This window comes from Paenibacillus alkalitolerans, assembly GCF_016482785.1.
Classification (GTDB): Bacteria; Bacillota; Bacilli; order Paenibacillales; family YIM-B00363; genus Paenibacillus_AE; species Paenibacillus_AE alkalitolerans.
The window spans coordinates 1-24,911 of the sequence record NZ_JAEMXM010000008.1 but is presented as its reverse complement, the minus strand read 5'-3'; the positions used below and the strand labels follow the sequence as shown (position 1 = coordinate 24,911).

General features: G+C 47.3%; 25 protein-coding genes. 10 read left to right on the top strand and 15 right to left on the bottom strand.

All coding sequences use genetic code 11. The annotated features are described in order from the left end of the window. Positions 1-8 precede the first annotated feature (8 nt). Positions 9-260, bottom strand: a complete 252-nt coding sequence (locus JET16_RS14315) for a DUF3343 domain-containing protein (protein ID WP_233531601.1) — start codon at positions 258-260, stop codon at positions 9-11. 127 nt (positions 261-387) lie between these two features. Between JET16_RS14315 and yyaC the strand changes: the two genes are divergently transcribed. Next, positions 388-987, top strand: coding sequence for a spore protease YyaC (yyaC, locus tag JET16_RS14310; protein WP_199616911.1), 600 nt, complete (start codon positions 388-390; stop codon positions 985-987). On the opposite strand, the gene JET16_RS14305 is transcribed toward yyaC, so the two are convergent. The 13 genes from JET16_RS14305 to rpmH form a co-directional block, all read right to left on the bottom strand. Then, a complete protein-coding gene (locus tag JET16_RS14305; RefSeq protein ID WP_199616909.1) occupies positions 984-1,484 on the bottom strand; it encodes a DUF4446 family protein in 501 nt (166 codons plus the stop codon). The two genes, yyaC and JET16_RS14305, sit on opposite strands and share 4 nt — an antisense overlap. 52 nt (positions 1,485-1,536) lie before the next feature. Further along, positions 1,537-2,700, bottom strand: coding sequence for an aminotransferase class V-fold PLP-dependent enzyme (locus tag JET16_RS14300; protein ID WP_199616907.1), 1,164 nt, complete (start codon positions 2,698-2,700; stop codon positions 1,537-1,539). Positions 2,701-2,769: 69 nt separating this feature from the next. Continuing rightward, complete coding sequence (locus JET16_RS14295; RefSeq protein ID WP_199616906.1) at positions 2,770-3,243, bottom strand: hypothetical protein; 474 nt, start codon at positions 3,241-3,243, stop codon at positions 2,770-2,772. A gap of 105 nt (positions 3,244-3,348) precedes the next feature. Continuing rightward, on the bottom strand, positions 3,349-4,206 hold the full coding sequence (locus JET16_RS14290; protein ID WP_199616905.1) for a ParB/RepB/Spo0J family partition protein: 858 nt from the start codon (positions 4,204-4,206) through the stop codon (positions 3,349-3,351). Further along, positions 4,199-4,960 (bottom strand): ParA family protein, encoded by a 762-nt coding sequence (locus tag JET16_RS14285; RefSeq protein WP_199616904.1) that lies wholly within the window; start codon positions 4,958-4,960, stop codon positions 4,199-4,201. Before JET16_RS14285 ends, JET16_RS14290 begins: the two co-directional genes overlap by 8 nt. A gap of 131 nt (positions 4,961-5,091) precedes the next feature. Beyond that, entirely contained in the window at positions 5,092-5,916 is an 825-nt protein-coding gene (noc, locus tag JET16_RS14280) for a nucleoid occlusion protein (RefSeq protein ID WP_199617211.1), read from the bottom strand. Between the two features lie 553 nt (positions 5,917-6,469). Beyond that, positions 6,470-7,198 (bottom strand): 16S rRNA (guanine(527)-N(7))-methyltransferase RsmG, encoded by a 729-nt coding sequence (gene rsmG, locus JET16_RS14275; RefSeq protein ID WP_199616903.1) that lies wholly within the window; start codon positions 7,196-7,198, stop codon positions 6,470-6,472. Positions 7,199-7,209: 11 nt separating this feature from the next. After that, on the bottom strand, positions 7,210-9,111 hold the full coding sequence (gene mnmG / locus JET16_RS14270; protein WP_199616902.1) for a tRNA uridine-5-carboxymethylaminomethyl(34) synthesis enzyme MnmG: 1,902 nt from the start codon (positions 9,109-9,111) through the stop codon (positions 7,210-7,212). Between the two features lie 62 nt (positions 9,112-9,173). Then, on the bottom strand, positions 9,174-10,550 hold the full coding sequence (gene mnmE / locus JET16_RS14265; protein ID WP_199616900.1) for a tRNA uridine-5-carboxymethylaminomethyl(34) synthesis GTPase MnmE: 1,377 nt from the start codon (positions 10,548-10,550) through the stop codon (positions 9,174-9,176). A gap of 303 nt (positions 10,551-10,853) precedes the next feature. Then, positions 10,854-11,498 carry an RNA-binding cell elongation regulator Jag/EloR gene (jag, locus tag JET16_RS14260; RefSeq protein WP_199616898.1) on the bottom strand — a complete coding sequence of 215 codons (645 nt, stop codon included), beginning with the start codon at positions 11,496-11,498 and terminating at the stop codon, positions 10,854-10,856. Next, positions 11,495-12,247 (bottom strand): membrane protein insertase YidC, encoded by a 753-nt coding sequence (gene yidC / locus JET16_RS14255; protein ID WP_199616896.1) that lies wholly within the window; start codon positions 12,245-12,247, stop codon positions 11,495-11,497. The genes jag and yidC overlap by 4 nt, the downstream gene beginning before the upstream one ends. Before the next feature lie 46 nt (positions 12,248-12,293). After that, positions 12,294-12,653 (bottom strand): ribonuclease P protein component, encoded by a 360-nt coding sequence (gene rnpA / locus JET16_RS14250; RefSeq protein ID WP_199616894.1) that lies wholly within the window; start codon positions 12,651-12,653, stop codon positions 12,294-12,296. A 220-nt stretch (positions 12,654-12,873) separates the two neighbouring features. Continuing rightward, positions 12,874-13,008: a 50S ribosomal protein L34 gene (gene rpmH, locus JET16_RS14245; protein ID WP_039295761.1), complete on the bottom strand. Its 135-nt coding sequence runs from the start codon at positions 13,006-13,008 to the stop codon at positions 12,874-12,876. Between the two features lie 486 nt (positions 13,009-13,494). Here rpmH and dnaA point away from each other — a divergent pair, with 486 nt between their 5' ends. The 6 genes from dnaA to gyrB all read left to right on the top strand — a co-directional run bounded on the left by dnaA (position 13,495) and on the right by gyrB (position 19,772). Continuing rightward, positions 13,495-14,844: a chromosomal replication initiator protein DnaA gene (gene dnaA, locus JET16_RS14240; protein ID WP_199616892.1), complete on the top strand. Its 1,350-nt coding sequence runs from the start codon at positions 13,495-13,497 to the stop codon at positions 14,842-14,844. A gap of 192 nt (positions 14,845-15,036) precedes the next feature. Continuing rightward, entirely contained in the window at positions 15,037-16,179 is a 1,143-nt protein-coding gene (gene dnaN, locus JET16_RS14235; RefSeq protein ID WP_199616890.1) for a DNA polymerase III subunit beta, read from the top strand. A 27-nt stretch (positions 16,180-16,206) separates the two neighbouring features. Further along, the gene (gene yaaA, locus JET16_RS14230; protein ID WP_199616888.1) at positions 16,207-16,416 is read left to right on the top strand and encodes a S4 domain-containing protein YaaA; all 210 of its coding nucleotides are present in this window, start codon (positions 16,207-16,209) and stop codon (positions 16,414-16,416) included. Continuing rightward, positions 16,413-17,534, top strand: a complete 1,122-nt coding sequence (gene recF, locus JET16_RS14225; protein ID WP_199616886.1) for a DNA replication/repair protein RecF — start codon at positions 16,413-16,415, stop codon at positions 17,532-17,534. Before yaaA ends, recF begins: the two co-directional genes overlap by 4 nt. Positions 17,535-17,555: 21 nt before the next feature. Further along, the gene (gene remB / locus JET16_RS14220) at positions 17,556-17,804 is read left to right on the top strand and encodes an extracellular matrix regulator RemB (RefSeq protein WP_199616884.1); all 249 of its coding nucleotides are present in this window, start codon (positions 17,556-17,558) and stop codon (positions 17,802-17,804) included. 57 nt (positions 17,805-17,861) lie between these two features. Beyond that, on the top strand, positions 17,862-19,772 hold the full coding sequence (gyrB, locus tag JET16_RS14215) for a DNA topoisomerase (ATP-hydrolyzing) subunit B (protein ID WP_199616882.1): 1,911 nt from the start codon (positions 17,862-17,864) through the stop codon (positions 19,770-19,772). A gap of 126 nt (positions 19,773-19,898) precedes the next feature. Here gyrB and JET16_RS14210 read toward each other — a convergent pair whose 3' ends face one another. Further along, a complete protein-coding gene (locus tag JET16_RS14210; RefSeq protein ID WP_199616880.1) occupies positions 19,899-20,078 on the bottom strand; it encodes a sigma factor in 180 nt (59 codons plus the stop codon). A 104-nt stretch (positions 20,079-20,182) separates the two neighbouring features. Between JET16_RS14210 and JET16_RS14205 the strand changes: the two genes are divergently transcribed. From JET16_RS14205 to JET16_RS14195, 3 genes are all read left to right on the top strand, one after another. Next, the gene (locus JET16_RS14205; RefSeq protein WP_199616878.1) at positions 20,183-20,641 is read left to right on the top strand and encodes a MarR family winged helix-turn-helix transcriptional regulator; all 459 of its coding nucleotides are present in this window, start codon (positions 20,183-20,185) and stop codon (positions 20,639-20,641) included. 366 nt (positions 20,642-21,007) lie between these two features. Continuing rightward, positions 21,008-23,500, top strand: coding sequence for a DNA gyrase subunit A (gene gyrA / locus JET16_RS14200; RefSeq protein WP_199616876.1), 2,493 nt, complete (start codon positions 21,008-21,010; stop codon positions 23,498-23,500). Between the two features lie 84 nt (positions 23,501-23,584). After that, positions 23,585-24,655 (top strand): HD-GYP domain-containing protein, encoded by a 1,071-nt coding sequence (locus tag JET16_RS14195; protein WP_199616874.1) that lies wholly within the window; start codon positions 23,585-23,587, stop codon positions 24,653-24,655. Positions 24,656-24,911: the final 256 nt, after the last annotated feature.

The following is a 24,911-nucleotide window of genomic DNA, read 5'->3' as shown; positions in this document are numbered from 1 at the left end:
AATCCCCCTTATTCGTCAATGGTAACATACCGTCCGTCCTTTTTTAAATAAATCCCGCGTATCTCCACCTTCTCCGCCTCAATGATTTGCTTCACGTTCCCCAAATCATTGCCGCCGAATCCGATGGAGAGGGCGCAACCGGCTGTAATTTCTTTAGGAGTCGGACGAATATCGATATCGATATCGGCATATTCCAGCAGCATTTCGGCGCGCAGCGCCTGCTGTGTCGAATCGAAAGCGATCAACAAATCGGATGGCAATGCTTTTCCTCCCCGCGTTTGGTTTTCTATCGTAAATTCTATGATTTTCATCTTCCCCGCGTATAAAAAAACCACGTCTTCCGTATACTGTTATTACTTATCTTGTAAAATGACAGGCGGGTAATCTATGAACTTTTCTATCGGATCCTTCTCTTTGCCATCTAAGAAGCCGACTGCGGCCCCTGCACCGTTCAAATTATCCCATACAGAGCCCGAAGCGGTTCATCAGCTGAGCGAGCTTCTCGGCAAAGTGTTCTCGTCTGTACCGGCCGATCGCGCCTTGGTTATTGTGTGCGTAGGTACCGACCGGTCGACCGGCGACGCTTTAGGACCATTGGTCGGTTCCAAATTGGCAAAATCATCGCGGATACCGGTATACGGCACTTTGGACGAACCTGTTCATGCAATGAATATGACCGATCGTTTAAACTCAATATCCGCAATGTACCGAAACCCTTTTATTGTCGCAATCGATGCTTGCCTCGGACAATTGTCCAGTGTGGGATGCATTCAGGCGGCTGAAGGACCCGTTAAACCGGGTGCCGGCGTAAACAAGGAACTTCCTCCCGTCGGCGATTATCACGTGACCGGAATCGTCAATGTCGGCGGATTCATGGAGTATTTCGTACTGCAAAACACCCGTTTAAGTTTGGTCATGAATATGGCTGATGTGATTTCCGACTCCATAAGAATTGCGGCTGAACAGCGATTAACGTTTTCTTCTTAGTTTTTCTTTTGTATCGCTAGCTGTATTGCGTCTTTCTCTTCCGGCGTCAACGTATATGATGAACTTCCGTTGTTTACCGGTTTTCCGTAAACGAAGCTTTCATCTCTGCTGTGGATGGAACTGATTACCACGCCGTTCGAATCGTCATCAATAATGGCCACCGAAAAACTTAAATCGCTGCCTCGCTCGGCGAAAGCGTTATAACGAATGACAGCCACATTGCCTTTCATCGCGGCTGTCTTTTTTTGAATTTCTTTTATCGCGATTTCTGTATTGCGGCTGAAACTCTCGAGTTTGTCCGTCTTAGCGTGCAAGTTCCCAATGACCGCTTCCAATCCGGTAACATTGGAGCCGTTCAAAAATGCGTTCAGCCTTCTGCGAAGCCTCCCGATTTTTACCAACGCAATAATATACAAAATGAGCATAAGCAATGTAATGAGAACGAAACCCGAAACCCATGCCTCTAAAGGAAGCTCAAACACCCGTACCTCTCCCACGAAGCTGCCCCCTATTATTTATCTGTATTTTAGCAAGTTTTAATTTACTTTTTTAGGTTCTGTACGATTTTGCAATTTGATTTATTGCGCCAAGCAATTCGTCTATGTCGTCACTAGATGTAAAGACGCCGACGCTCGCCCTAACCGCTCCCGACTTCATCGTGCCTGCCGTTTCATGCGCCAGCGGCGTACAATGAAAACCGGACCGAACCGCAATCCGAAAATGTTGATCCAGAATGAATGCCACTTCCGAGGAGTCCGCTTCATCCAATGTAAAGGCGACGGTGCCTGTGCGATCTTCGCCCAAATCAGGACCCAGTACCGTTATTCCCGTAATTGAATGCAAGCCCTCCATTAAGCGTTGCGTTAGCTCCCATTCGTTATTATGGATCTTTCCGGGGGTCTCATGCAGAACAAAATCCACACCTGCGCCGAGTCCTGCAATCCCCGGAGTATTTTGTGTCCCGGATTCGTAACGGTCGGGTCTCACTGTCGGTTGTTCGACCGCTTCCGACTGACTGCCTGTCCCTCCGACCACCATCGGATCCAAGTCTAATTCCGGCGATATATATAAACCTCCGGTCCCTTGCGGTCCGTACAATCCTTTATGTCCCGGAAACGCCAACATATCAATCTGTAACGAGTTGACATCCAAATCCAGTACTCCCGCCGATTGCGCGGCGTCAACAAGCATCTTCACCCCGTGTGCTTTTACAATTTCGGCAATCTCCGCCAAGGGCACGATGCTTCCCAGTAAATTCGAACTATGATTTACAATCACAAGCTTTGTCTTGGAATTTATCGCTTGCGCAACATGCGCCGGCTCTAATTGCCCCTTTACCGAAGTTTTTACATATGTGATTCCAATGCCCTTCACTCGTTTAAGATATTCCAACGGTCTTCTCACCGAGTTATGCTCGATAGCGGTGCAAACGACATGATCGCCTTGCTTCAAATAACCTTGAATCGCCAAATTTAGCGCAGCGGTTGTATTTAAGGAAAACGCGATATCGTTCGGATTTTTCACGCCGAACAATTTCGCCAGCTTCTTCCTCGTTTGAAACAATATCCGGCTCGCTTCTACGGCCATTGCGTGACTTCCCCGGCCTGGGTTGGCGCCGCATTCCGTTATCGTTCTGCTTACCGCTTCCGCAACTCCTACCGGCTTCGGCCATGTGGACGCCGCATTATCCAGATAAATCAACCTGCCGTCCATGCTGCTCTCTCCTTTCCGTTTGCCGGTAATGCATCTCATGTTCTTATCGTTATACATTCAATGATGTTATTATAAGAAAAACTTCAACCGATGTACATTCGAGGAAGCAGGTACGTCTTTATAAGGAAGTTTTTCTTGCGAGATCAGGATGTTGCTCCTTCGATGTTTCACCCTCTGATCTCTAAAGAAAAACTTCAACCGATGTACATTCGAGGAAGCAGGTACGTCTTTATAAGGAAGTTTTTCTTGCGAGATCAGGATGTTGCTCCTTCGATGTTTCACCCTCTGATCTCTAAAGAAAAACTTCAACCGATGTACATTCGAGGAAGCAGGTACGTCTTTATAAGGAAGTTTTTCTTGCGAGATCAGGATGTTGCTCCTTCGATGTTTCACCCTCTGATCTCTAAAGAAAAACTTCAACCGATGTACATTCGAGGAAGCAGGTACGTCTTTATAAGGAAGTTTTTCTTGCGAGATCATACTTTCACACCATTCATACCATTGTTCTCTTACCGTCCAGTTATATCGAAACATTGTTTTCACGCCTTGTCCTCCTTGTAAACGCAATACTTTGCCGCTCATTTCCTAATTCTACGTAAAGAAAACAGCATACCGTCTGCCATTTCAGGCGTCTGGTATGCTTCTATTTTACCCTGTATGTTTACCTTGCATGATATCGAGCAGCCTTTGTAAATCTTCCGAGGAATAATATAATATTTCAATCTTTCCTTTATTTTTATTTGTCTTAATCTTTACCGTTGTTTTTAACATTTCACGCAAATTTTCTTCTAAAGCGTGAATATATGGATCTCTTTTTGCCTTCTTAGCAGTAACGTCCTTTTTTTGCTTTTCTTCATCTCTTTTTCGAATTTCTTCCTCCAGCTGGCGGACGCTCCACTCTTCCGCAATCGTCTGTTCCGCCAGCTGGAAAATTACTTTTTCGTCCTTCATGCCTGCGATTGCTCTCGCGTGTCCCATTGATAATGTTCCACGTGAAACATATTCTTTCACTTTAGGAGGCAACTGCAGCAAGCGTAAAAAGTTTGCAATATGGGATCTGGATTTACCCACCTTAGCCGAAAGCTCCTCTTGCGTTAAAGAGAACGTATCGATCAAATTCTGATAAGCAAGCGCAACTTCCATTGCATTCAAATCTTCACGCTGCAAGTTTTCGATTAATGCAATCTCCATGACTTGCTGGTCTGTGAAATTACGAACGACGGCTGGAATTGTCGCTAGTCCGCTTCTCTGGCTCGCTCTCCATCGTCGCTCTCCGGCAATAATTTCGTATCCCTTCAACACCGAACGGACAATTATCGGTTGAATTACTCCGTGCTCTTTAATCGATGAAGCCAACTCGGATATGCTTTCATCATCAAAATGCTTTCTCGGCTGATACGGATTTGCCCGAAGTTGAGTAAGGGGAATCTCTACAACTTTATCGTCTTCTTTAATATGAAGAGCCGGAATCAGCGCATCCAAACCCTTCCCCAATCGTTTATTCAACCGAAACCACTTCCTTCGCAAGCTCCATATAAACTTCTGCACCCTTCGATTTCGGGTCGTACGTGATGATTGATTGACCATGGCTAGGCGCTTCACTTAAACGAACATTGCGGGGGATAATCGTTTGATACACTTTATGTTGGAAATATTTTTTCACCTCTTCAATAACTTGAATGCCTAAATTCGTTCTTGCATCAAGCATCGTCAATAACACGCCTTCGATCTGCAATGATGTGTTCAAATGTTTCTGCACAAGACGAATTGTATTTAAAAGCTGACTTAATCCTTCCAGCGCATAATATTCGCATTGAATCGGTATGATAACGGAATCCGCGGCCGTTAGAGAATTGACGGTTAATATTCCAAGAGAAGGAGGACAGTCGATTAAAATGTAATCAAACATGTGACGTACCAGCTGCAACGACTTCTTTAAGCGAACCTCACGGGATATCGTCGGCACAAGCTCAATTTCCGCACCGGCCAATTGGATGGTAGCGGGGATCATCTTCAAATTCGAGACATTCGTATCTACAATCGCATCTTTCGGATGAATGTCGTTAATAATGACATCGTAAATACAATAGACAACATCGGCCTTATTGATGCCGATCCCGCTTGTTGAATTACCTTGAGGATCGATATCAACCAACAGCACTCTTTTCCCCAGCGAGGCTAACGACGCCCCTAAGTTTACGGACGTTGTCGTCTTCCCGACACCGCCCTTCTGATTCGTTATTGCAATGATTTTAGACAACGAATTCACCTCAAACATAAAAATCAATCAACTAGCAAATATTAAAGAAATTACAAAGTACATCAGAATGAACCGATGCGGTAAAGGTGAGAAAAAAAGCGGCTTTTCGCCGCCGTATCATAATGCCGCATTTATCGTTTCGGGATTTTAATGACGATTTCGTACCGGTCTTCATAATCATGCTCGTCCGTAACAATCGGCATTCCCGATCCGACTACCATATCAACCGATTGCCGAATCGTATTGACCGCAAGACGAACATCTTTAGAGAATGAATACCGTTTCGGTTTCTTCTCCTTGGCTTGATTGATAGATTCAAGAATGAATGCAATTCTTGTTTCAGTCTGTTTAACATTCAACTCTTTGCTTTCGACTTCCTGTAAAATCTTGAGCTGCAGCTCTTCACTGGGCAATGCGAGCATCGCTCTTGCGTGCCGTTCCGTAATTTTGCGTTCCAACAAAGCAGTTTTTACCGGTTCGCATAAGTGAAGCAGCCGTATTTTGTTTGCAATGGTCGACTGACTTTTCCCTAATCGTTGCGCCAAGCTTTCTTGCGTTAATTGATGTATCTCAATTAACTTCTGATACGCTATCGCTTCTTCAATCGAAGTGAGCCCTTCACGCTGCAAGTTTTCAATAAGGGAAATGGAAGCCGCTTGAGATTCATTAAATTCACGAATAATGGCCGGAATCGTTTCCCATCCGAGCTTCTTCACCGCCCGCCATCGACGCTCTCCCGCAATAAGTTCGAACTTTCCATCCCTCAAGCGACACACAATCGGTTGGATCACGCCATGAGTCTTTATCGTTTGGCACAGTTCTTCAATCCGGTCATCGTCGAATACGCTTCTTGGTTGATAAGGGCTTGGGACAATTTCATTAACGGGTACATGCTTTACTTCTTCGTTGGACTGCTTCTCCGCAATCCCGAAAAATCGATTGAATTGATCTTTCATCATGTTGAACCTTACACCCTGCTTTCAGTAGTGATCGGTATCGAATGGAAGTACCGATTCGGACGATCAAGAGGAACCGAGTACGGCCCATGAGGAAAACAAGCCTCCGCCAGGAAGTATGCTGCGGAGACGAGTACACTGGTATTTACTTATAATGTCAGACCGGTTTGAGTATAAACAGCCATACTGACATTTCAAGAGTAGCTTCCTCTAAAGGACGTACAAGCTTCTTTATTAACACCAGAAATGACAAGTTATTAGCCGGGTATGGCTTCCTGATGTTTCAAGAGAAACTTCCTCTAATTGTCGTCTTGCCACTATGCATCTGCTCCGATAAAAGCTTTACTTAAAACGTCAGACGTGTTTTGAGAATGAAACGATTTTACTGACATTTAAAGAATTACTTCCCCTAAAGGACGTATTGGCTTCTACGAATATACATCGATAAAACTTATCATAAACGTATTCGATAACAAAATTCAATTTCCTGCCGAACATACTGAAAGAATTTCTGTTCCACGTGGAACATATTTCATACTGAATCGAAAACTTATTATACTTCGACAAGAGGTGACTTTAACGGCACACCCGCTTTTCTCGGATATTTCTTCGGTGTGTTTTTCCGCTTGTCAATTAGTATGATATGCCGCTTCGAGCCGTCTTCCGGAAGCTCAAAAGAAATGATGTTTCTGAATTCCCCGCCTAATTCATGAATTGCATACCGCGCCTCATCCATTTCCTCCTGTGGATCGGCGCCCTTCATTGCCGCAAACAACCCGCCCGGTCTTACAAGGGGAATGCAAAATTCAGACAAAACATTTAACCTGGCAACAGCTCGAGCCGTGACTATATCGTATTTATCGCGATATTGAGGATCGCGCCCGACATCTTCCGCCCTGCCATGGATACATCGAACTCCGTCCAAGCCGAGCGTGTTCGTTAAGGACGTTAAAAAGCCAATTCGCTTCTGAAGTGAGTCAATAATGGTTACGGAAAGGTTAGGAAACAAAATTTTTAAAGGGATGCTTGGAAATCCGGCACCGGAACCGACATCTGCTATCGTAGAAAGATCAGTTGCAGGGATGAAGAAGAAAAGAGAAGCGGAATCGAAAAAATGTTTCACATATACCTGTTCCCGATCCGTTATTGCCGTTAAATTCATCCGCTCGTTCCATTCCGTCAGCTCACGGAAATATAATTCAAATTGTTCGAGCTGCCGTTCCGAAACAGTTACCCCCCGCTTATTCAACAAGCCGCTAAAATTTCTTTGAATTTCATCCATTTCTTTGCATCCTACCTTGCGTTCGCTTCAGCAACCGTTTTTTTATTGAACTGCTCCAAATATACCAACAATATGGAAATGTCGGCAGGAGTTACACCTGAAATCCGGGAAGCCTGACCTATGGAAATAGGACGAATGGAAGACAGCTTTTGTTTCGCTTCCGAAGCTAAGCCGTGCACATCGTTGTAGTTCAATTGTTCCGGAATGCGTTTTTTCTCCATCTTCTTCAATCGTTCAACTTGCTGAAGCTGTTTTTCAATATAGCCGATGTATTTAATCTGAATTTCGACCTGCTCCTTCATTTCTTCATCCAGATCGAACGGTGAAGGAAGCATTCTTTCAATATGCTGATACGTAATCTCGGGACGCCGCAAGATCGAGGCTGCGTCTACGGAATTGTTCAGCAACACAGAACCGGCTTCCGCCAGTATCGACTGAACATGCTCCTCGGGACGAAGCTTGGTTTTATGCAGTCGGGACACTTCTTGCTCGATCATCGATTTCTTATGAAGAAACCGTTGATATCGATCTTCCGGAATAAGACCAATGTCATGGCCGATCCCCGTCAGACGCAAATCGGCATTGTCATGACGAAGTAACAGCCGGTATTCCGCGCGGGAGGTTAACAAACGGTAAGGTTCATTCGTTCCCTTCGTAACCAGATCGTCAATCAGAACGCCGATATAAGCTTGCGAACGATCTAAGACAACGGGTTCTTTGCCCTGTACCTTGCGGGCGGCATTAATTCCTGCCATTATTCCTTGGCCGGCAGCTTCTTCATAACCTGAAGTGCCGTTAATTTGACCCGCAGTAAACAAGCCAGGAACAATTTTCGTTTCCAAAGAAGGCCATAGCTGCGTCGGTACGACCGCATCATATTCAATGGCGTACCCGGTTCTCATCATCTGCACATTCTCAAGCCCTGGAATCGAGCGAAGAATCCTGAGCTGAACTTCCTCAGGCATGCTTGTGGAAAGCCCCTGAACATAATACTCGGAAGTAAATCTGCCTTCAGGTTCAAGAAACAGCTGGTGCTTCGGTTTATCCGCGAAACGCACGATTTTATCTTCAATAGAAGGGCAATACCGCGGCCCTGTTCCTTCAATTGCGCCGGAAAACATAGGAGCGCGATGCAGATTGGAATTAATCACTTCATGTGTTTCCGCGGAGGTGTACGTCAACCAGCATGGCAATTGTTCGCCGGAAGGACCTTCTGTCGTCTCAAACGAAAAAAATTGCGGCTTATCGTCGCCCGGTTGGATTTCCATCTTGTTGAAATCAATCGTATCTTTATGAACGCGTGGAGGTGTCCCGGTTTTAAAACGAACCAATTGCAATCCAACTGCGCGAAGGCTTTCCGACAATTTGAGGGAAGGCTGTTGATTGTTCGGTCCGCTTTCGTACATGAGCTCGCCTACGATAACTTTACCGCGCAAGTACGTTCCGGTAGTCAACACGACGGCTTTCGACAAAAATTGCGCGCCGGTCTTCGTTACGCATCCGCGGCAAACACCGTCCTCGACGATGAGCTCCTCCACCATCCCTTGGGAAAGCGTCAAATTCGGAGTGCGCTCAAGTGTTTCTTTCATCGTTTGTTGGTACAAAAACTTATCCGCTTGCGCTCTTAACGCATGAACGGCAGGGCCTTTGCCCGTGTTCAACATTCTCATTTGTATAAAAGTTTTATCGATATTTCGACCCATTTCCCCGCCTAACGCATCAATCTCTCTGACAACATGTCCTTTGGCGGGACCGCCGATGGAAGGATTGCAAGGCATAAACGCAACCATATCCAAATTAATAGTCAGCAAAAGCGTGTTGCAGCCCATACGCGCCGAAGCCAACGCCGCTTCACAGCCCGCATGGCCCGCACCGATTACAATTACATCATATTCTCCGGCCAAATAACTCATTGAAAACCCTCCTTGCTCGTTATAATCGCTACGCAGCAACCTCACGGTTGCCTCCATCTAACTCATTTGCCCAAACAGAACTGCGAAAAAATTTGATCGATCAACGAATCGCCAACGGCATCGCCGATAATTTCGCCCAGTTGCTCCCACGCGTTTCGGACATCGAATTGAATCATATCGATCGGGACTTTCCCTTCGACGCCCTGCAGCGCTTCTTCCAAAGAATGCTTCGCTTTCTTTAACAAATGAATGTGCCTTGCGTTGCTTATATATGTGATATCTCCGGCCTCCAATGACCCGCTGAAAAATAATGACGTAATCGATTTCTCCAATCGTTCGATTCCCTCTCCCTCGCGTGCGGATATGCGAACGACACGTTCGGCCGGAAATTGCTGCATTATATCCTGAAGTTGTACATGAAGCGGTAAATCCATTTTATTCACGACAACGACTGTCTGTCTATCCTTTAGCGAATTCATCAGTTCGACTTCATCTTCCGACAAAGGCTCGTTTCCATTGACTACGAATAAAATGAGATCGGCCGAAGCCAGTGCGGTGCGGGAACGTTCGACGCCCATTCGCTCTACAACGTCCGTTGTCTCCCTAATCCCGGCCGTATCCAGCAATTTTAAGGGTATTCCGCCTATGGTCACATATTCCTCAATCACGTCGCGCGTCGTGCCGGGTATTTCCGTAACAATCGCCCGATTTTCTTGAGCCAAGGCATTCAACAACGAAGATTTGCCGACATTCGGTTTGCCGATGATCGCCGTTTCGATGCCCTCCCTCAACAGTTTCCCTCTCTCAGCCGTCTCCAGCATATCATTGATCGACTCAAGGGCGCTTTCGCATTTTTCCCGGATGAACGCACTCGTCAATTCCTCTACGTCATGCTCCGGGTAATCGATATTTACTTCGATATGAGCCATCGTTTCGACCAAAATTTGTCGCAACGACCTCACTTTGCGGGACAGCACACCGTCCACTTGCTTCATTGCAACGGCAAAAGCGCGGTCCGATTTCGAGCGAATGAGGTCAATCACCGCTTCCGCTTGCGACAAGTCGATTCTTCCGTTTAAGAAGGCGCGCTTCGTAAATTCGCCGGGTTCAGCAAGACGCGCTCCGTTCTCAAGAAGTACATCCAGCACTTTCTTTACGGAGACAATACCTCCATGGCAGCTTACTTCTACTACGTCTTCGGCGGTGTATGTTCTCGGCGCTTTCATTACGGTAACTAACGCTTCCTCTATATGTTCGCCCGATTCCCGATGATAAATATGTCCGTAATGTACCGTATGTGAAGCCGCCTTCGATAATTTCGTCTTCGAACGAAACACCGATTCGACCACCCGTACCGATTCCGGACCGCTAACCCGGATAACGGCTATGCTGCTTTCCCCAAGCGGTGTGGCAATCGCGGCAATGGTATCCTCCGTCATTAAACATTCACCCACTCAATAACCAAAATGTCTTTGTTTCTGTTTTCAACGACTTATTGTTCTTGCGTTAATGATAAAGAAAGTACAAGTTCATAAATGCAATAAATCGACGAGTACTTTTTTTACCAAGAAAAACTTCCTCTAAATCGCGGTCGCTCATCCTTGAATGTACATCGATAAAAGTTTTTCTTATATCCTTTACCTTTTTTATTCAAAATAACGCAAGGACATTGGAGTGGAAAACAGAAACAAAGACTAAAGAAAAAGCAATGACCTTCTGGTAAGAGTGTCATTGCCGCAAGCTTATTGTTTTAAAGTAATGACGATACGCCGGTTCGGTTCTTCGCCTTTACTGTAAGTTTGAACTTTGGGATGGTTCTGTAATTGGAAGTGGATTATTCGCCTCTCCTGCGCCGTCATCGGCTCAAGCACCACTTCTTTCCTCGTTCGAACGACCTGATTTGCAAGGCGCAACGATAAATCTTCCAACGTTTTCTTGCGGCGTTCACGGAATTGTTCCGCATCCAGAATGATTCTGATATGATCTTCCGAGTATCGGTTGGCATGTGCGTTAAGCAGCAGTTGAAGCGCATCCAACGTTTGGCCTCGGCGGCCGATAATAATTCCTAATTCCTTGCCGGATACTTCCAACACGGCGTGACCCTCATCGTCCGTGCGATGCGATATTTGCGCGTCCACTCCCATAGCCCGAAGCAGATCGGCCAGATAGTCAATCGTTTGTTCAACCGGATCGGCGGCATCAACAATCGGAATTTCGATAATTTCCAATTCCACCTCGGCATCCTTGCCTCCGATCAAACCGAGCAGCGCCTTCTTTGGTTGTTCAAGGACCGTAATTTTCACGCGATCCTGCGTCACGCCCAATTGATCGAGGCCTCTTCTTACGGCCTCTTCGACGGATTTGCCCGTAAAAACCCGCTTTGTCATTTCGCAGGTACACCTTTCAATTGAGGTTTATAAATAAAGTACGATTGAACGATCGTAAACAAGTTGCTGTACACCCAGTACAATACAAGCGCCGCCGGAAATTGCAGCGACATGACCAAAATCAAAATCGGGAAAATAAACAATAAACTCTGCATGTTGCTCGGCATCTGAGCTTGCATCATCTTCTGTTGAATGAATGTTGTAAGAGCGGCCAAGACCGGAAGTACATAGAGCGGATCCACCTCTCCAAGCTGCATCCACAAAAAGTTGTGTTCCCGAATATGAGGGTTCCCTAAGATCGAGTTATACAGCGCAATAAGCACCGGCATTTGAATAAGAAGAGGAAAACAACCGGCCAAAGGATTGACGCCGTGCTGTTGAAACAGCTTCATTGTCTCTTCCTGCTGCTTCTTGGGATCGGTGCTGTGTTTTTCACGCAGCTTCTTTAATTCAGGCTGCAATGCCTGCATTTGCTTGGACGACTTGTACTGTTTCAATGTAAGCGGAAGTATGGCAAGCCGGACAATAACCGTAATTGCCAATATCGCCAAGCCGTACTGATTGAACAGCGCTCCCGCCAACCAATCCAATGAATCGGAAAGCGGTCCTACGATATATCGATTCCAAAAACCCGAGCGATCAATGGTGTATTCTGTGGAACCGCAACCCGCGAGGAAAACGAATGGAGCAAGCGCAGCCCACTTCCAAGAACGAGACAGAGACAAAACGAATACCCTCCCAGACTCCATATAAAACCTAAATTCAACTATACCATATCTTTCAAGTCAATGAAAACTAACGATCTTGCCGGAAAGCGCCGGTTAACAATCCCGCGCGTTTGAATACGTGCTGAACGCTCCGCTTCAATTCAGGATGCTGCAGTTCCACGGCCGGTTTGCGCACAATGAGGACGATATCCACACGTTTGGCGATACGTTCCTCCATATGGCGAACGATCTCTTTCAAGCGGCGCCTCATCATATTTCGCACCACGGCATTGCCGATTTTTTTGCTGACCGATATTCCCAACCGAAACGAAGCCGCATCGGATGAAGGCTTGTAGTAAACGACTAGCTGGTGATTGGCAGCAGCTCTCCCATGCTTAAACACCCTCGAAAAATCTTCTCTTTTCCGTAAACGAAGCCTTTTTTGCACGGCAATTACCCCGCAACGATAATTTTGTAACTATGGAATATAAAAGTTTTACGGAAAAAAAAAAACAATTCTAGAGTTGCCGGAAAAACTTCCACTAATCACGATCCGGCTTCCTTAAATGTACTTCGAAAAAGTTTTTCTTTAAAGGGTACACAGATTCAAAGCAAAATAAACCGTTCCAACAAAAAAGACCACGCAATGTGGTCTCTGATCGCGCATTTTATGCACTCAATACTTTTCTTCCTTTAAGACGGCGTGCGGCAAGCACCTTACGTCCGTTCTTCGTGCTCATCCGCTTGCGGAATCCGTGTACTTTCTTCCGTTTGCTTACATTCGGTCTAAAAGTCGGTCTCATCGGTTGACACCCCCTACATAGCTTGCATCTCAAAACAAAGCGCTTTTTCTATTTAATCATTTTGGCTTATTGTTGTCAAGGAAATCAAGATGCAAAGCATTCATATCCACATGTGAATAACCTTTGACGAAAACAATCGGATTATGTCGGGTTGTGAACAACGTACCCACAAAAGGCAGTGTTGTGAATCATTTTTTAATGAAAATAGTGAAAATGTGGATAACATACGAAATTGCATTGAAACTGCTCGGTCATTTTGCTATATTGATATTGTTTTCGTTGTGAATAATTTTATTTATCCTCCAATTTATCAACAGATTGTGGATATCTTTGTGAACAATTTCCCCCCTTCCGGATAATAGCTTATCCTCTCCTGTGGGCAAGTTTGCAGAATTTCGACAAGATTCCGGAGCAGATTACATATTTCGATTGAATGGCGTGACAGCTCATCGCTTGTCACTGCGGTTTTTAAGGAGTGAATGGATTGTGGACAACCATCCCCAAGACGTCTGGCAGAATGTGCTCCAAGTGCTGCAAAGCAAAGTGAGCCGTCCCAGCTTCGATACGTGGTTAAAATCGACGCGAGCGGCCCAGCTTAGCGAATCTGCGCTTGTGATATGCGCACCGAACAACTTTGCAAGGGAATGGCTTGAGACCAGGTATACAAGATTAATTGAGAATGCGGTATTGGAATGTACGGGTTCGGAAGTGGAAGTGCGGTTCGTAACGGAGGAAGACCGGGATTTTACGCCGGCGCCACAACCGCAGAAGCGTATTATCAACGCTGAGCCTGCTTTAGGCACGGGATCTTCGATGTTGAATCCTAAATACCGGTTCGAGACGTTCGTTATCGGAGCGAACAACCGCTTTGCGCACGCCGCATCGCTCGCTATCGCAGAATCGCCGGCGAAAGCGTACAATCCGCTGTTTTTATACGGCGGCGTAGGGTTGGGAAAGACGCATTTGATGCATGCCATAGGCCATTACATAATCGAACACAATCCGAGCGCCCGGGTGCTTTATTTGTCATCGGAGAAATTTACGAACGAATTTATTAACGCAATCCGGGACAACCGCGGTGAAAGCTTTAGAAACAAATACCGCAACATCGACATTCTTTTAATTGACGATATTCAATTTTTGGCAGGCAAAGAGCAGACGCAAGAAGAGTTTTTCCACACGTTTAACTCGCTGCACGAACAAGGCAAACAAATCGTCATCTCCAGCGACCGGCCGCCTAAGGAAATTCCAACGCTTGAGGAAAGGCTTCGTTCGCGTTTCGAATGGGGATTGATCACAGACATCCAACCGCCGGATTTGGAGACGAGAATCGCGATTTTAAGAAAGAAAGCAAAAGCGGAAAACTTGGATATTCCGAATGAGGCCATGATGTATATCGCCAATCAGATCGATTCCAACATCCGCGAACTGGAAGGCGCTCTCATTCGAATCGTCGCCTACTCGTCATTAATCAATCAGGATATAACGACACATTTGGCCGCGGAGGCGTTGAAAGACATTATTCCGAATAACCGCAACCGGGTCGTCACCATTCAGGACATACAACAGAAGGTCGGAGAATATTACGGCTTGAGAACGGAAGATTTCAAAGCGCGCAAGCGTACGAAAGCGGTTGCGTTCCCCCGGCAAATCGCCATGTATTTGTCCAGGGAATTAACCGATCATTCCTTGCCGAAAATCGGTGAAGCATTCGGCGGCCGCGATCATACGACCGTAATTCACGCTCACGAGAAAATTTCGGCGTCGCTGCAGCAAGATCAGGAATTGTTTAGAATCGTGCAATCGATTCGGGAAAAAATAAAAAATCCGTCTTAAAAATCGAATATATCGACTAGCGGTTAATAACTAGGCGCATACTCGGAAGCCTATACACAATTCATTCACATGTGGATAGGCTTCTCTTTACGTCATTTCGGGAGTTATCCACATAATCTTCCTCCCTACTACTATGACTACGATTTTAAAAGATATATTATTACTATATGATGACGCGGAGAGTGATAGAATTTGAAACTCAAAATTCTTAAATCCTATTTGAATGAATCGATTCAACATGTAAATAAAGCGATCTCAAGCCGAACGACAATTCCGATTCTAAGCGGTATTAAAATCGATGCCGGACCGAGCGGAATTACGCTTACCGCAAGCGACACGGACATATCGATCCAAAGCTATGTTCCGGCCGAACACGACGGTGAAACGATCGTCAGTTTAGAGCGCGGCGGAAGCGTTGTAGTGGCTGCTAAATTTTTCGTAGACATCGTAAGAAAATTGCCGTCGGACGACGTCTATATCGAAGTAAACGAAAGTTTCCAAATCGGAATCAAATCGGGATCGACGGAAATCCAGCTTGCAGGCTTGGATCCGGAAGAATTCCCCCTTCTCCCCCGATTGGCGGAAAATCAAACCGTATCAATGCCAAGCGATGTTCTGCGTTCCATGATTCGGCAGGTAGTATATGCAGTGTCATCGAACGAATCGACGCCTGTGTTAACCGGTGTTTTATGGACACTAGAAGGCGGCAAATTGAAGTTCGTGGCTACGGACCGGCACCGGTTGGCGAGCATAGAGAAACCAATCGATACCGCTTTCGATCTAAAATTTCATAATATTGTGATTTCAGGGAAAAATTTAAATGAATTGAGCAAAATTTTACCGGAACAAAATACGCTGATCGACATCGTCGTAGCAGATAATCAGGTGTTGTTCAGAGTGGGCAATGTTTTGTTTTATACGCGAATCTTGGACGGCACCTATCCGGATACGTCGAAAATCATACCGCAGTCGTACAGGACGGAGATCGTCTTTGCCACCCGTCCTCTTGCCGATGCGATCGACCGCGCATATTTATTGTCCCGCGAAGAGAAAACGAATATTGTAAAATTGCTCGCGGAAGGCGACGATGCGGTGGAAATATCCTCAAGCTCTTCCGAGCTTGGCCGGGTAACCGAGACGCTCCCCGTACAGCACTTCTCCGGGGAATCATTGAAAATATCGTTCAATTCCAAATATATGCTGGACGTGCTTAAAGTGACGGAAGAAGAAGCGATTCGAATCGGGTTTACCGGCGCAATGAGTCCCATGATTCTGACGCCGGCCGACGAAGGCGGAGTTCTCCACTTGATTTTGCCGTATCGCACAACGAACTAATCCGCCCTTAGCCGAAAGGATTTTGCCATGAAACAAGTAACGATTCATACCGAGTATGTGACGCTCGGACAATTGCTGAAGATCACGGATTGCATCAGCACGGGCGGGGCCGCCAAACCGTTCTTGGCCGAGACGAAAGTGACCGTAAACGGAGAGTCCGAAAACCGGCGCGGCCGGAAGCTGTATCGAGGCGACCGCGTTGACATTCAAGGATTCGGAGCATTCGAGATCGTATGAACGTAACGTCCCTGTCGCTGCGGAATTACCGTAATTACGAACAGGTCGATCTCGAAACCCGCCATCGGGTCAATGTGTTCGTAGGACAGAACGCGCAAGGAAAGACGAATTTACTGGAAGCCATATATATGATTGCGCTCACCAAATCCCATCGTGCGGGCAAAGATAAGGAACTGATCCGGTGGAACGAGGAGCATGCGCAGTTGGCGGCAACCGTCGAGCGGAAATACGGGGGCTGCCGGCTGCAGCTCGATTTGACCGGCGGCGGGAAGAAGGCGAGAATTAACGGCCTGGAACAGAGGAAGCTGAGCGATTATGTAGGTACTTTGAACGTGGTGCTTTTCGCCCCGGAAGATTTGGAGATTGTCAAAGGATCCCCCGGTGTGAGGCGGCGTTTCCTCGACATGGAGATCGCCCAAGTCCATCCTTCATACCTCCACTCTCTCGCCCAATATCAGAAGGTGCTCGCGCAGAGAAACAATTTCTTGAAAAGCGGGGAAGCGCACAAAGGTTCCGGAGATGCGCTTCTTTCCGTATGGAATGAACAACTTGCGCAGTACGGTTCTAAAATTATGCAAAAACGTCAAAACTTTATTACAAAGCTGCAAACGTGGGCGGAATCGATTCACGGCGGCATCACTGCGGGAGCGGAAAAGCTTGAAATCGGTTACTTGCCGTCCGTCGATGCCGACGGTTACCAAGATGAAACTGTCTTATTCAATCGTTTTATGGTAAAGTTATCACAAGCGAAAGAACAAGAGCTGCGCAGGGGAGCGACGTTGGTCGGTCCTCATAGGGACGATTTGTCGTTTGCTATTAACGGCAAAGATGCGTACAGTTACGGATCGCAAGGCCAGCAGCGCACTACGGCGTTATCTTTAAAACTGGCGGAAATCGAGCTCATTCGCGAAGAGACGAACGAATATCCGATTCTGCTGCTGGACGACGTGTTGTCCGAGCTTGACCGCCATCGCCAAACACAGCTCATCGAGACGTTCCGTTCGAAGGTACAGACGTTCATTACGACGACCGGCGTTGAGGGCATCCGCTTGGAATCGCTCGACGACGTCCGCTTGTTCCATGTACGGGAAGGTACAGTCACAGAGGAACCGATGTGACGCGAGGAGGACAAATCCCTTATGTTCATTCATCTCGGCGGAGAGAAAATTATTAGGGCGGCCGAATTGATTGCGATCTTCGACATATCGATCGAAGCTTCATCGAAAATATCGAAAGGCTTCATCACGAATGCTGTGAAAGAAAAAATTACGGAGCATATAGGCGAAGAAGAACCCAAATCCGTAGTCGTCACAGTAAACAAGGTATACTACTCTCCTATTTCTTCCACAACGTTGAAGAAACGCGCGCAACAGCCACTGGCGCTTTGAGTGTGCATCCGATTTGGCAATTGGCAATTATAGCGAAAGACGATGGAGTGATGGATCATGTCAGTCAACCAGCATGCGTACGATGAAAGCCAAATACAGGTGCTTGAAGGCTTGGAAGCGGTCCGTAAACGCCCGGGGATGTACATCGGCTCCACGAGCGGCCGCGGATTGCATCACCTCGTATGGGAAGTCGTCGATAACAGTATCGACGAAGCGCTTGCGGGGTATTGTACGAAAATTACGGTAATCGTCCATAAGGACAACTCGGTTACGGTAATCGACAACGGACGGGGCATTCCTGTCGGCGAGCATCCGAAGATGAAGCGGCCGACTTTGGAAATCGTCATGACCGTTCTTCATGCAGGCGGTAAATTCGGCGGCGAAGGCTACAAAGTGTCCGGCGGTTTGCATGGCGTCGGCGTATCCGTCGTGAATGCCTTGTCCGAACACGTAACGGTTACCGTACGCCGGGACGGCAAAATTTTCAAACAAGAATACCGACGCGGAGCTCCGCAGTACGATGTGCAGGAGATCGGCGAAGCGGAAGAAACCGGCACGACGGTTACATTCAAGCCGGATGCGGAAATTTTCACCGAGACCACGGAATACGATTACGATATATTGCAATCCCGCTTGCGTGAGGTTGCGTTCTTAAACGCCGGAATCGAGATTACGCTGCGTGACGAACGTACGGATACTGAAAATACGTTCAAATTCGACGGCGGCATCCGTTCGTTCGTCGAGTGGCTGAACCGGAACAAAGAGCCGATTCATGAACCGCCGATTTACGTCGAAGGGCGTAAAGACCACACAACGATAGAAATATCGCTGCAGTACAACAACAGCTATACGGAAAACATTTATTCGTTTGCCAACAACATTAATACGCACGAAGGCGGAACTCACGAATCCGGTTTTAAGAGCGCTCTGACGCGAATCATTAACGATTATGCCCGGCGCACGGGGCAAATGAAGGAAAACGAGTCCAACTTGACCGGTGAAGACGTCCGTGAAGGTTTGACGGCGATCATATCCGTTAAAATTCCGGAGCCGCAGTTCGAAGGGCAAACAAAGACGAAGCTTGGAAACAGCGAGGTTCGCGGCATCGTTGAGTCGCTGTTTGCGGAGAAATTCCAAGATTTCATGAACGAAAACCCGGCCGTCGCCAAGAAGGTCGTAGAGAAATCGCTGCAAGCCTCACGCGCACGCGAAGCAGCCCGTAAAGCCCGCGAGTTAACGCGTCGCAAGAGCGCCCTTGAAGTGAGCTCCCTGCCGGGGAAATTGGCGGATTGCTCCTCCAAGGACGCATCGATTTCCGAAGTGTATATCGTCGAGGGCGACTCGGCAGGCGGTTCTGCGAAGCAAGGGCGCGACCGGCATTTCCAAGCGATCCTCCCTCTTCGCGGTAAAATATTGAACGTTGAGAAAGCGCGATTGGATAGAATTTTGTCCAACTCCGAAATTCGGGCGATCATTACGGCGCTAGGCACCGGAATCGGCGAAGATTTCGATATAACAAGGGCAAGATACCATAAGATTATCATCATGACGGACGCCGACGTCGACGGAGCCCATATCCGCACGCTGCTTCTTACGTTCTTCTACCGCTATATGAGGCAAATCATTGAAAGCGGTTATGTGTATATCGCGCAGCCGCCGCTCTATAAGATCGAGAAGAACAAAGTCGTTCGATACGCGTACAACGAGAAGCAGCGCGATCAAGTATTGGCGGAATTCGGCGAAGGCGCGAAACCGAACGTGCAGCGGTATAAGGGTCTTGGCGAGATGAATCCGTCGCAATTATGGGAGACGACGATGGACCCGGAGAGCCGTACTCTGCTGCAGGTATCGATTCAGGATGCGGCGCTTGCCGACGAAATATTCGACACGCTCATGGGCGACAACGTCGAACCGCGGCGCGACTTTATTCAGCAGCATGCGAAATATGTCAAGAATTTGGACATTTAACGCAAAAATGGTTGAGCAGACATGTGCTGCTCAACCATTTTTATCATTCAACAACAACCGGCGCTTTTAGCGGGCGGTTCTGTGCTGCAGCAGTTCGGATCGCAGCAATCGCCGAGACGCTCATTCTCATTGCAGCAATACCCAGCTCTGCACCCTTCTCTCGTCTGCGAGCTGATGTATCGAATGATGAATTTTGCGAAACACATCCTGTAATATGTCTTCCGCATCGTATTCGTTCTTCACGCGGTTTTTTATATATTTCATTAAGACCTCATTGTAATCCGTCCAAATATGCTGGGTGTTCATTAGCATGCACCTCCTGATGCAAGAAGTCGATTTACAAAACATGATATTAGAAATTATTGCAATTATCAACTATTATATGATACAAATGAATCGGGTGATAAAACATGAAACAGTTGCAACAGTACGTAGACCTGCGTGAAGTGCTGCAATTGCTCGTGAGACGATTCGGCTTGCTTCAAAAGGACGGCGCACAGTGCTGCGGAGTATCCGTCGTTCAAAGCCATATTATTTATGAATTGTTCAAACGGCCGAATATTTCCTTGAACGAGCTTTCCGAAGTGCTGAATATCGACACCAGCACATTGAGCCGCCAAGTGCAGCAGCTTGTTGTAGCCGGTCTGCTCAGCCGATTTCCTGATCCGAAAGACCGCAGATATGTGGTTCTTTCCCTAACGGAGAAAGGCAAACGACAGTATGAACAAATTGCGGAAACAATGGAAACATATATCCAAGATATATTTCAATATGTTCCGGCGGATAAAAGCGCTCAAATAATCGAAAGTTTAGAGCTTTTGAGCGATGCCATGCGACAAAGCCCGCATTGCTGCAAGCCTCCTCTCTAAAGAGGAACAGCCAGACGAAAGGGAACCCCGGCGGGGTCCCCTTTCTTTGTTGGGAGGGGGATCAACATGACAGCGGGTGTTGATCCGCAATATATTAGATTCAATAAGCATATGAAATGTCTGTGCATTTACCGTTGGAAATATGTCTAAGCTTGGCGCTCTGCTGTTTAACGTGAACCTTTTGTGCAAAAAATAGATGAAAGTGTTATAAGAAAAGCTTCTGTCGAAGCACATGCAATGAAGCGGGTACGTCGATAAGTCGAAGCTTTTCTTGAAACATAAGAATTTAATTTTTAGATCTGAAATTTATAAATTCTTATGTTATAATAATAAGGTTATGAACCAGAACTTGTCAGGAGGCCCAAAATGCCGGACGAGAGACTACAACAAATACAAGATCGGGACATAGGCACCGAAATGCGAGAATCGTTCATGGGTTATGCGATGAGCATTATCGTGAGCCGTGCCCTGCCTGACGTAAGAGACGGGCTTAAGCCCGTGCATAGAAGAATACTGTTCGCCATGTCCGAGCTCGGGATGGCCCCGGACAAGCCTTACAAGAAATCCGCCCGTATCGTCGGCGAAGTCATCGGTAAATACCATCCGCACGGCGACTCTGCGGTGTATGAAACGATGGTTCGTATGGCACAAGACTTTTCGCTGCGTTACATGCTTGTCGACGGACACGGCAACTTCGGCTCCATCGACGGCGACGCGGCTGCCGCCATGCGTTATACGGAAGCCAGACTGTCGAAAATCGCGATGGAGCTTCTTCGCGACATCAACAAAGAGACGATCGATTTCGTACCGAACTATGACGGAGAAGAGCACGAGCCGTCCGTCCTCCCCGCCCGATTCCCGAACTTGCTTGTGAACGGCATTTCCGGGATCGCCGTAGGGATGGCCACGAACATTCCCCCGCATAACCTTAGGGAAGTGATCGAAGGAACGTTGATGCTCATTCGCAACCCGGACGTAACTCCGCTGGAGTTGATGTCGGTTGTGAAAGGCCCGGACTTCCCTACCGCCGGGTTTATTCTTGGGCGCGAAGGCATCAAACAGGCTTACGCGACCGGACGCGGCTCCGTAACGATGCGGGCAAGAGCCGAGATTGAAGAAAATAACGGGAAAGCGCGCATTATCGTTACCGAGCTTCCCTACCAAGTCATCAAGGCGAGATTGATCGAGAAGATCGCCGAGCTTGTCCGCGAGAAGAAGATTGACGGCATTACCGATTTGCGCGATGAATCCGACCGTAACGGTATGCGAATCGTGATCGAGCTTCGCAGAGACGTCAACCCGAGCATCGTATTGAACAATTTATACAAACAAACGTCGATGCAGCTGAATTTCGGTATTAACATGCTGGCGCTTGTCAACGGCGAACCGAAAGTGCTCAATTTGCGCGACATTCTTTATCATTATTTGCAGCACCAGATCGAGGTTATTCGCCGGCGCACCGAGTACGATTTGAAGAAAGCGCGCGCGCGAGCTCACATCCTGGAAGGTTTGCGAATCGCGCTCGATCATCTTGACGCCGTTATCGCATTGATCCGCGCGTCCCGCACCACGGAAGAAGCCCGCGAAGGCTTGATCAGCCGCTTCTCTCTTTCCGAAGAACAGGCGCAAGCGATTCTTGACATGCGTCTGCAGCGCCTGACGGGCTTGGAGCGGGAAAAAATCGAGAACGAATATACGGAATTGCTGCAGAAAATTGCGGAATACGAAGCGATCCTTGCCGACGAGCAGCTTGTGCTGAACATCATCAGCGAAGAGTTGACGGAGATCAAGGAAAAATTCGGCGACGAGCGCCGCACCGAGATCACGATCGGAGAAGAAGCGATCCTGGACGAAGATTTGATTCCGCAAGGCGAAGTGCTCATCACGATTTCCCACACCGGCTACATCAAGCGGATTCCGGTAGCGACGTACCGCAGCCAGAAGCGCGGCGGCCGGGGCGTAATCGGAATGGAGACGAAAGAGAGCGATTTCGTCGAGCACCTGTTTGTAACGAATACTCATAATTACTTGTTGTTTGTTACAAACAAAGGGAAAGCGTATCGAATCAAGGCGTACGAAGTGCCGGAATTGGGACGAACCGCTCGAGGCACGCCGGTCATCAATCTGATACAGATCGAGCAAGGCGAGCGAATCAGTGCCGTAATACCGATCCGCGACGTCGCCGAACCGGACAAGTATTTGTTCTTTGCGACGAAACACGGTATCGTGAAGAAGACGCCGCTCGACGAATTCGGCAACATTCGGAAGGTCGGCATAATCGCTTTGCTTCTGCGAGACGATGACGAACTGATCGGAGTTCGGATGACAGACGGCAAGAGACAGATCGTCATGGGGTCTAAACAAGGCATGTCCATCCGTTTCCCCGAGGAAGAGGTCCGTTCCATGGGCCGTGCCGCGACGGGAGTCAAAGGCATCCAATTGTCGCAGGGCGACGAAGTCATCGATATGGACATCGTCGAAGAACATGACGATGTGCTTATCGTCACGTCCAAAGGATACGGCAAACGGACGCCGATGTCCGAATACCGCATTCAATCCCGCGGCGGTAAAGGCATTAAGACGCTGAATCTTACGCCTAAAAACGGTCACGTGGTCGGTTTGAAAGTCGTCCGGGAAAATCAGGATTTGATGATCATCACCGCTTTAGGCACAGTCATTCGGACCAGCATGGAGGGTATCTCCACAATGGGCCGAAATACTCAGGGTGTAAGACTCATTCATATTCGCGACGACGACGAAGTAGCGACCGTGACGAGAGTCGAGCGCGGCGAAGAAGAAACCGAGCATCCGGAAGACGATCACGATATGAGCGAAACGGCCGGAGAGGAAAACGAATAAAAACTTTAAAGGATTGGTCTTTAACGCCAATCCTTTTTGTTTTAAAATTAAAGCATAGTCGAATTAAAAGGTGAGGTTTCCATAATGGCGACAGTAGCGGTTTCCATGTTGAAATCAGGTGAACGCTTAATTGAGGAGGTACATACGGCGCTTGGCGGTTTATTATTGGAAAAGGGCCGGGTCCTTTCTCCTAGAGATGTGGAAATCTTGCGTGCTTTTATGGTGCGTTACGTCGTCATTGAGGTAAAAAACGCTGAAATAGAGCCTGAGCCCTCCGGAGATTCCAACTCCGAAGTTGAGACGAATGACGATTTGCTTTCTTTCTATAAAGAATACGACGGCATGTATAGAGTGTTGAAGCGTTTGTTTGCCTTGGCCGCAACTGGCGGCGCGCTTCCGATTTTGGATATGAGGAACCAATTGGAACAGTTGTTATCGCAAATCCATTTTTACAACCTGCTCACTTTTACCCCCCGCCGGTCCGGAATACAGGATTATTTGATCCATAACAGCATTATGGTGGCACTGTCGTCTTATCAGTTGGCACGTTGGTGCGGATACCCCCAGAAAGATTGGATTCCTGTCGCCTTGGCGGGGCTTCTGCACGATGTCGGGAATGTCCGCATTGACGACGACATTTTACTCAAGCCCAACCGTTTAACAAACAATGAATATGAGGAATTAAAAAAACATACGATTATCGGGTACAACATATTAAAGAATGTTGCGGGATTGAACGACGGGGTCAAGTTGTGCTGCCTTCAGCATCATGAACGCGAGGACGGAACCGGATATCCGCTGGGCGTGAAAGGCGACAAGATACACTTCTATGCGAAAACGATCGCCGTAACCGACATGTTCCACGCGATGACAACACACCGCGAATATAAGAAAGCCTCCTCTCCCTATCTGGTGTTGGAGCAATTGATGAAAGAAGCGTTCGGCAAGCTGGATCCGGGTATCGTTCAAACGTTTATCAATAAGGTAACGGAGTTCCATAACGGTACGGTCGTTCGTCTTAACGATAACGCGATCGGCGAAATCGTGTTTACCGACCGGAACAATCCGACCCGGCCGATGGTAAGCGTGAACGGTAAAATCATCAATTTGGCGCAGGAACGCAGTTACTTTATCCAAGAAGTCATATCGAATTAAAGAAGCAGCTTGAACCTGCCGGGATTACCGGCAGGTTTTTTTGTTTGCGATCCATAATTTAGAGTTGACGGCGGGGGTTGAAGCATGGTAGATTAGATTTCGCCGCTTCGAGAGCCGGCAGCTAACACAAATTGGCAAGGAATTAAGTATTGCGTAAAGCGCCCGTGTGTGTTAGTATATAAAAGTCGCCGCTAAAACGACGACGGTTATAAAAACAGCTTGTTCCTTGAAAACTGAACAACGAGTTCGGATGTTT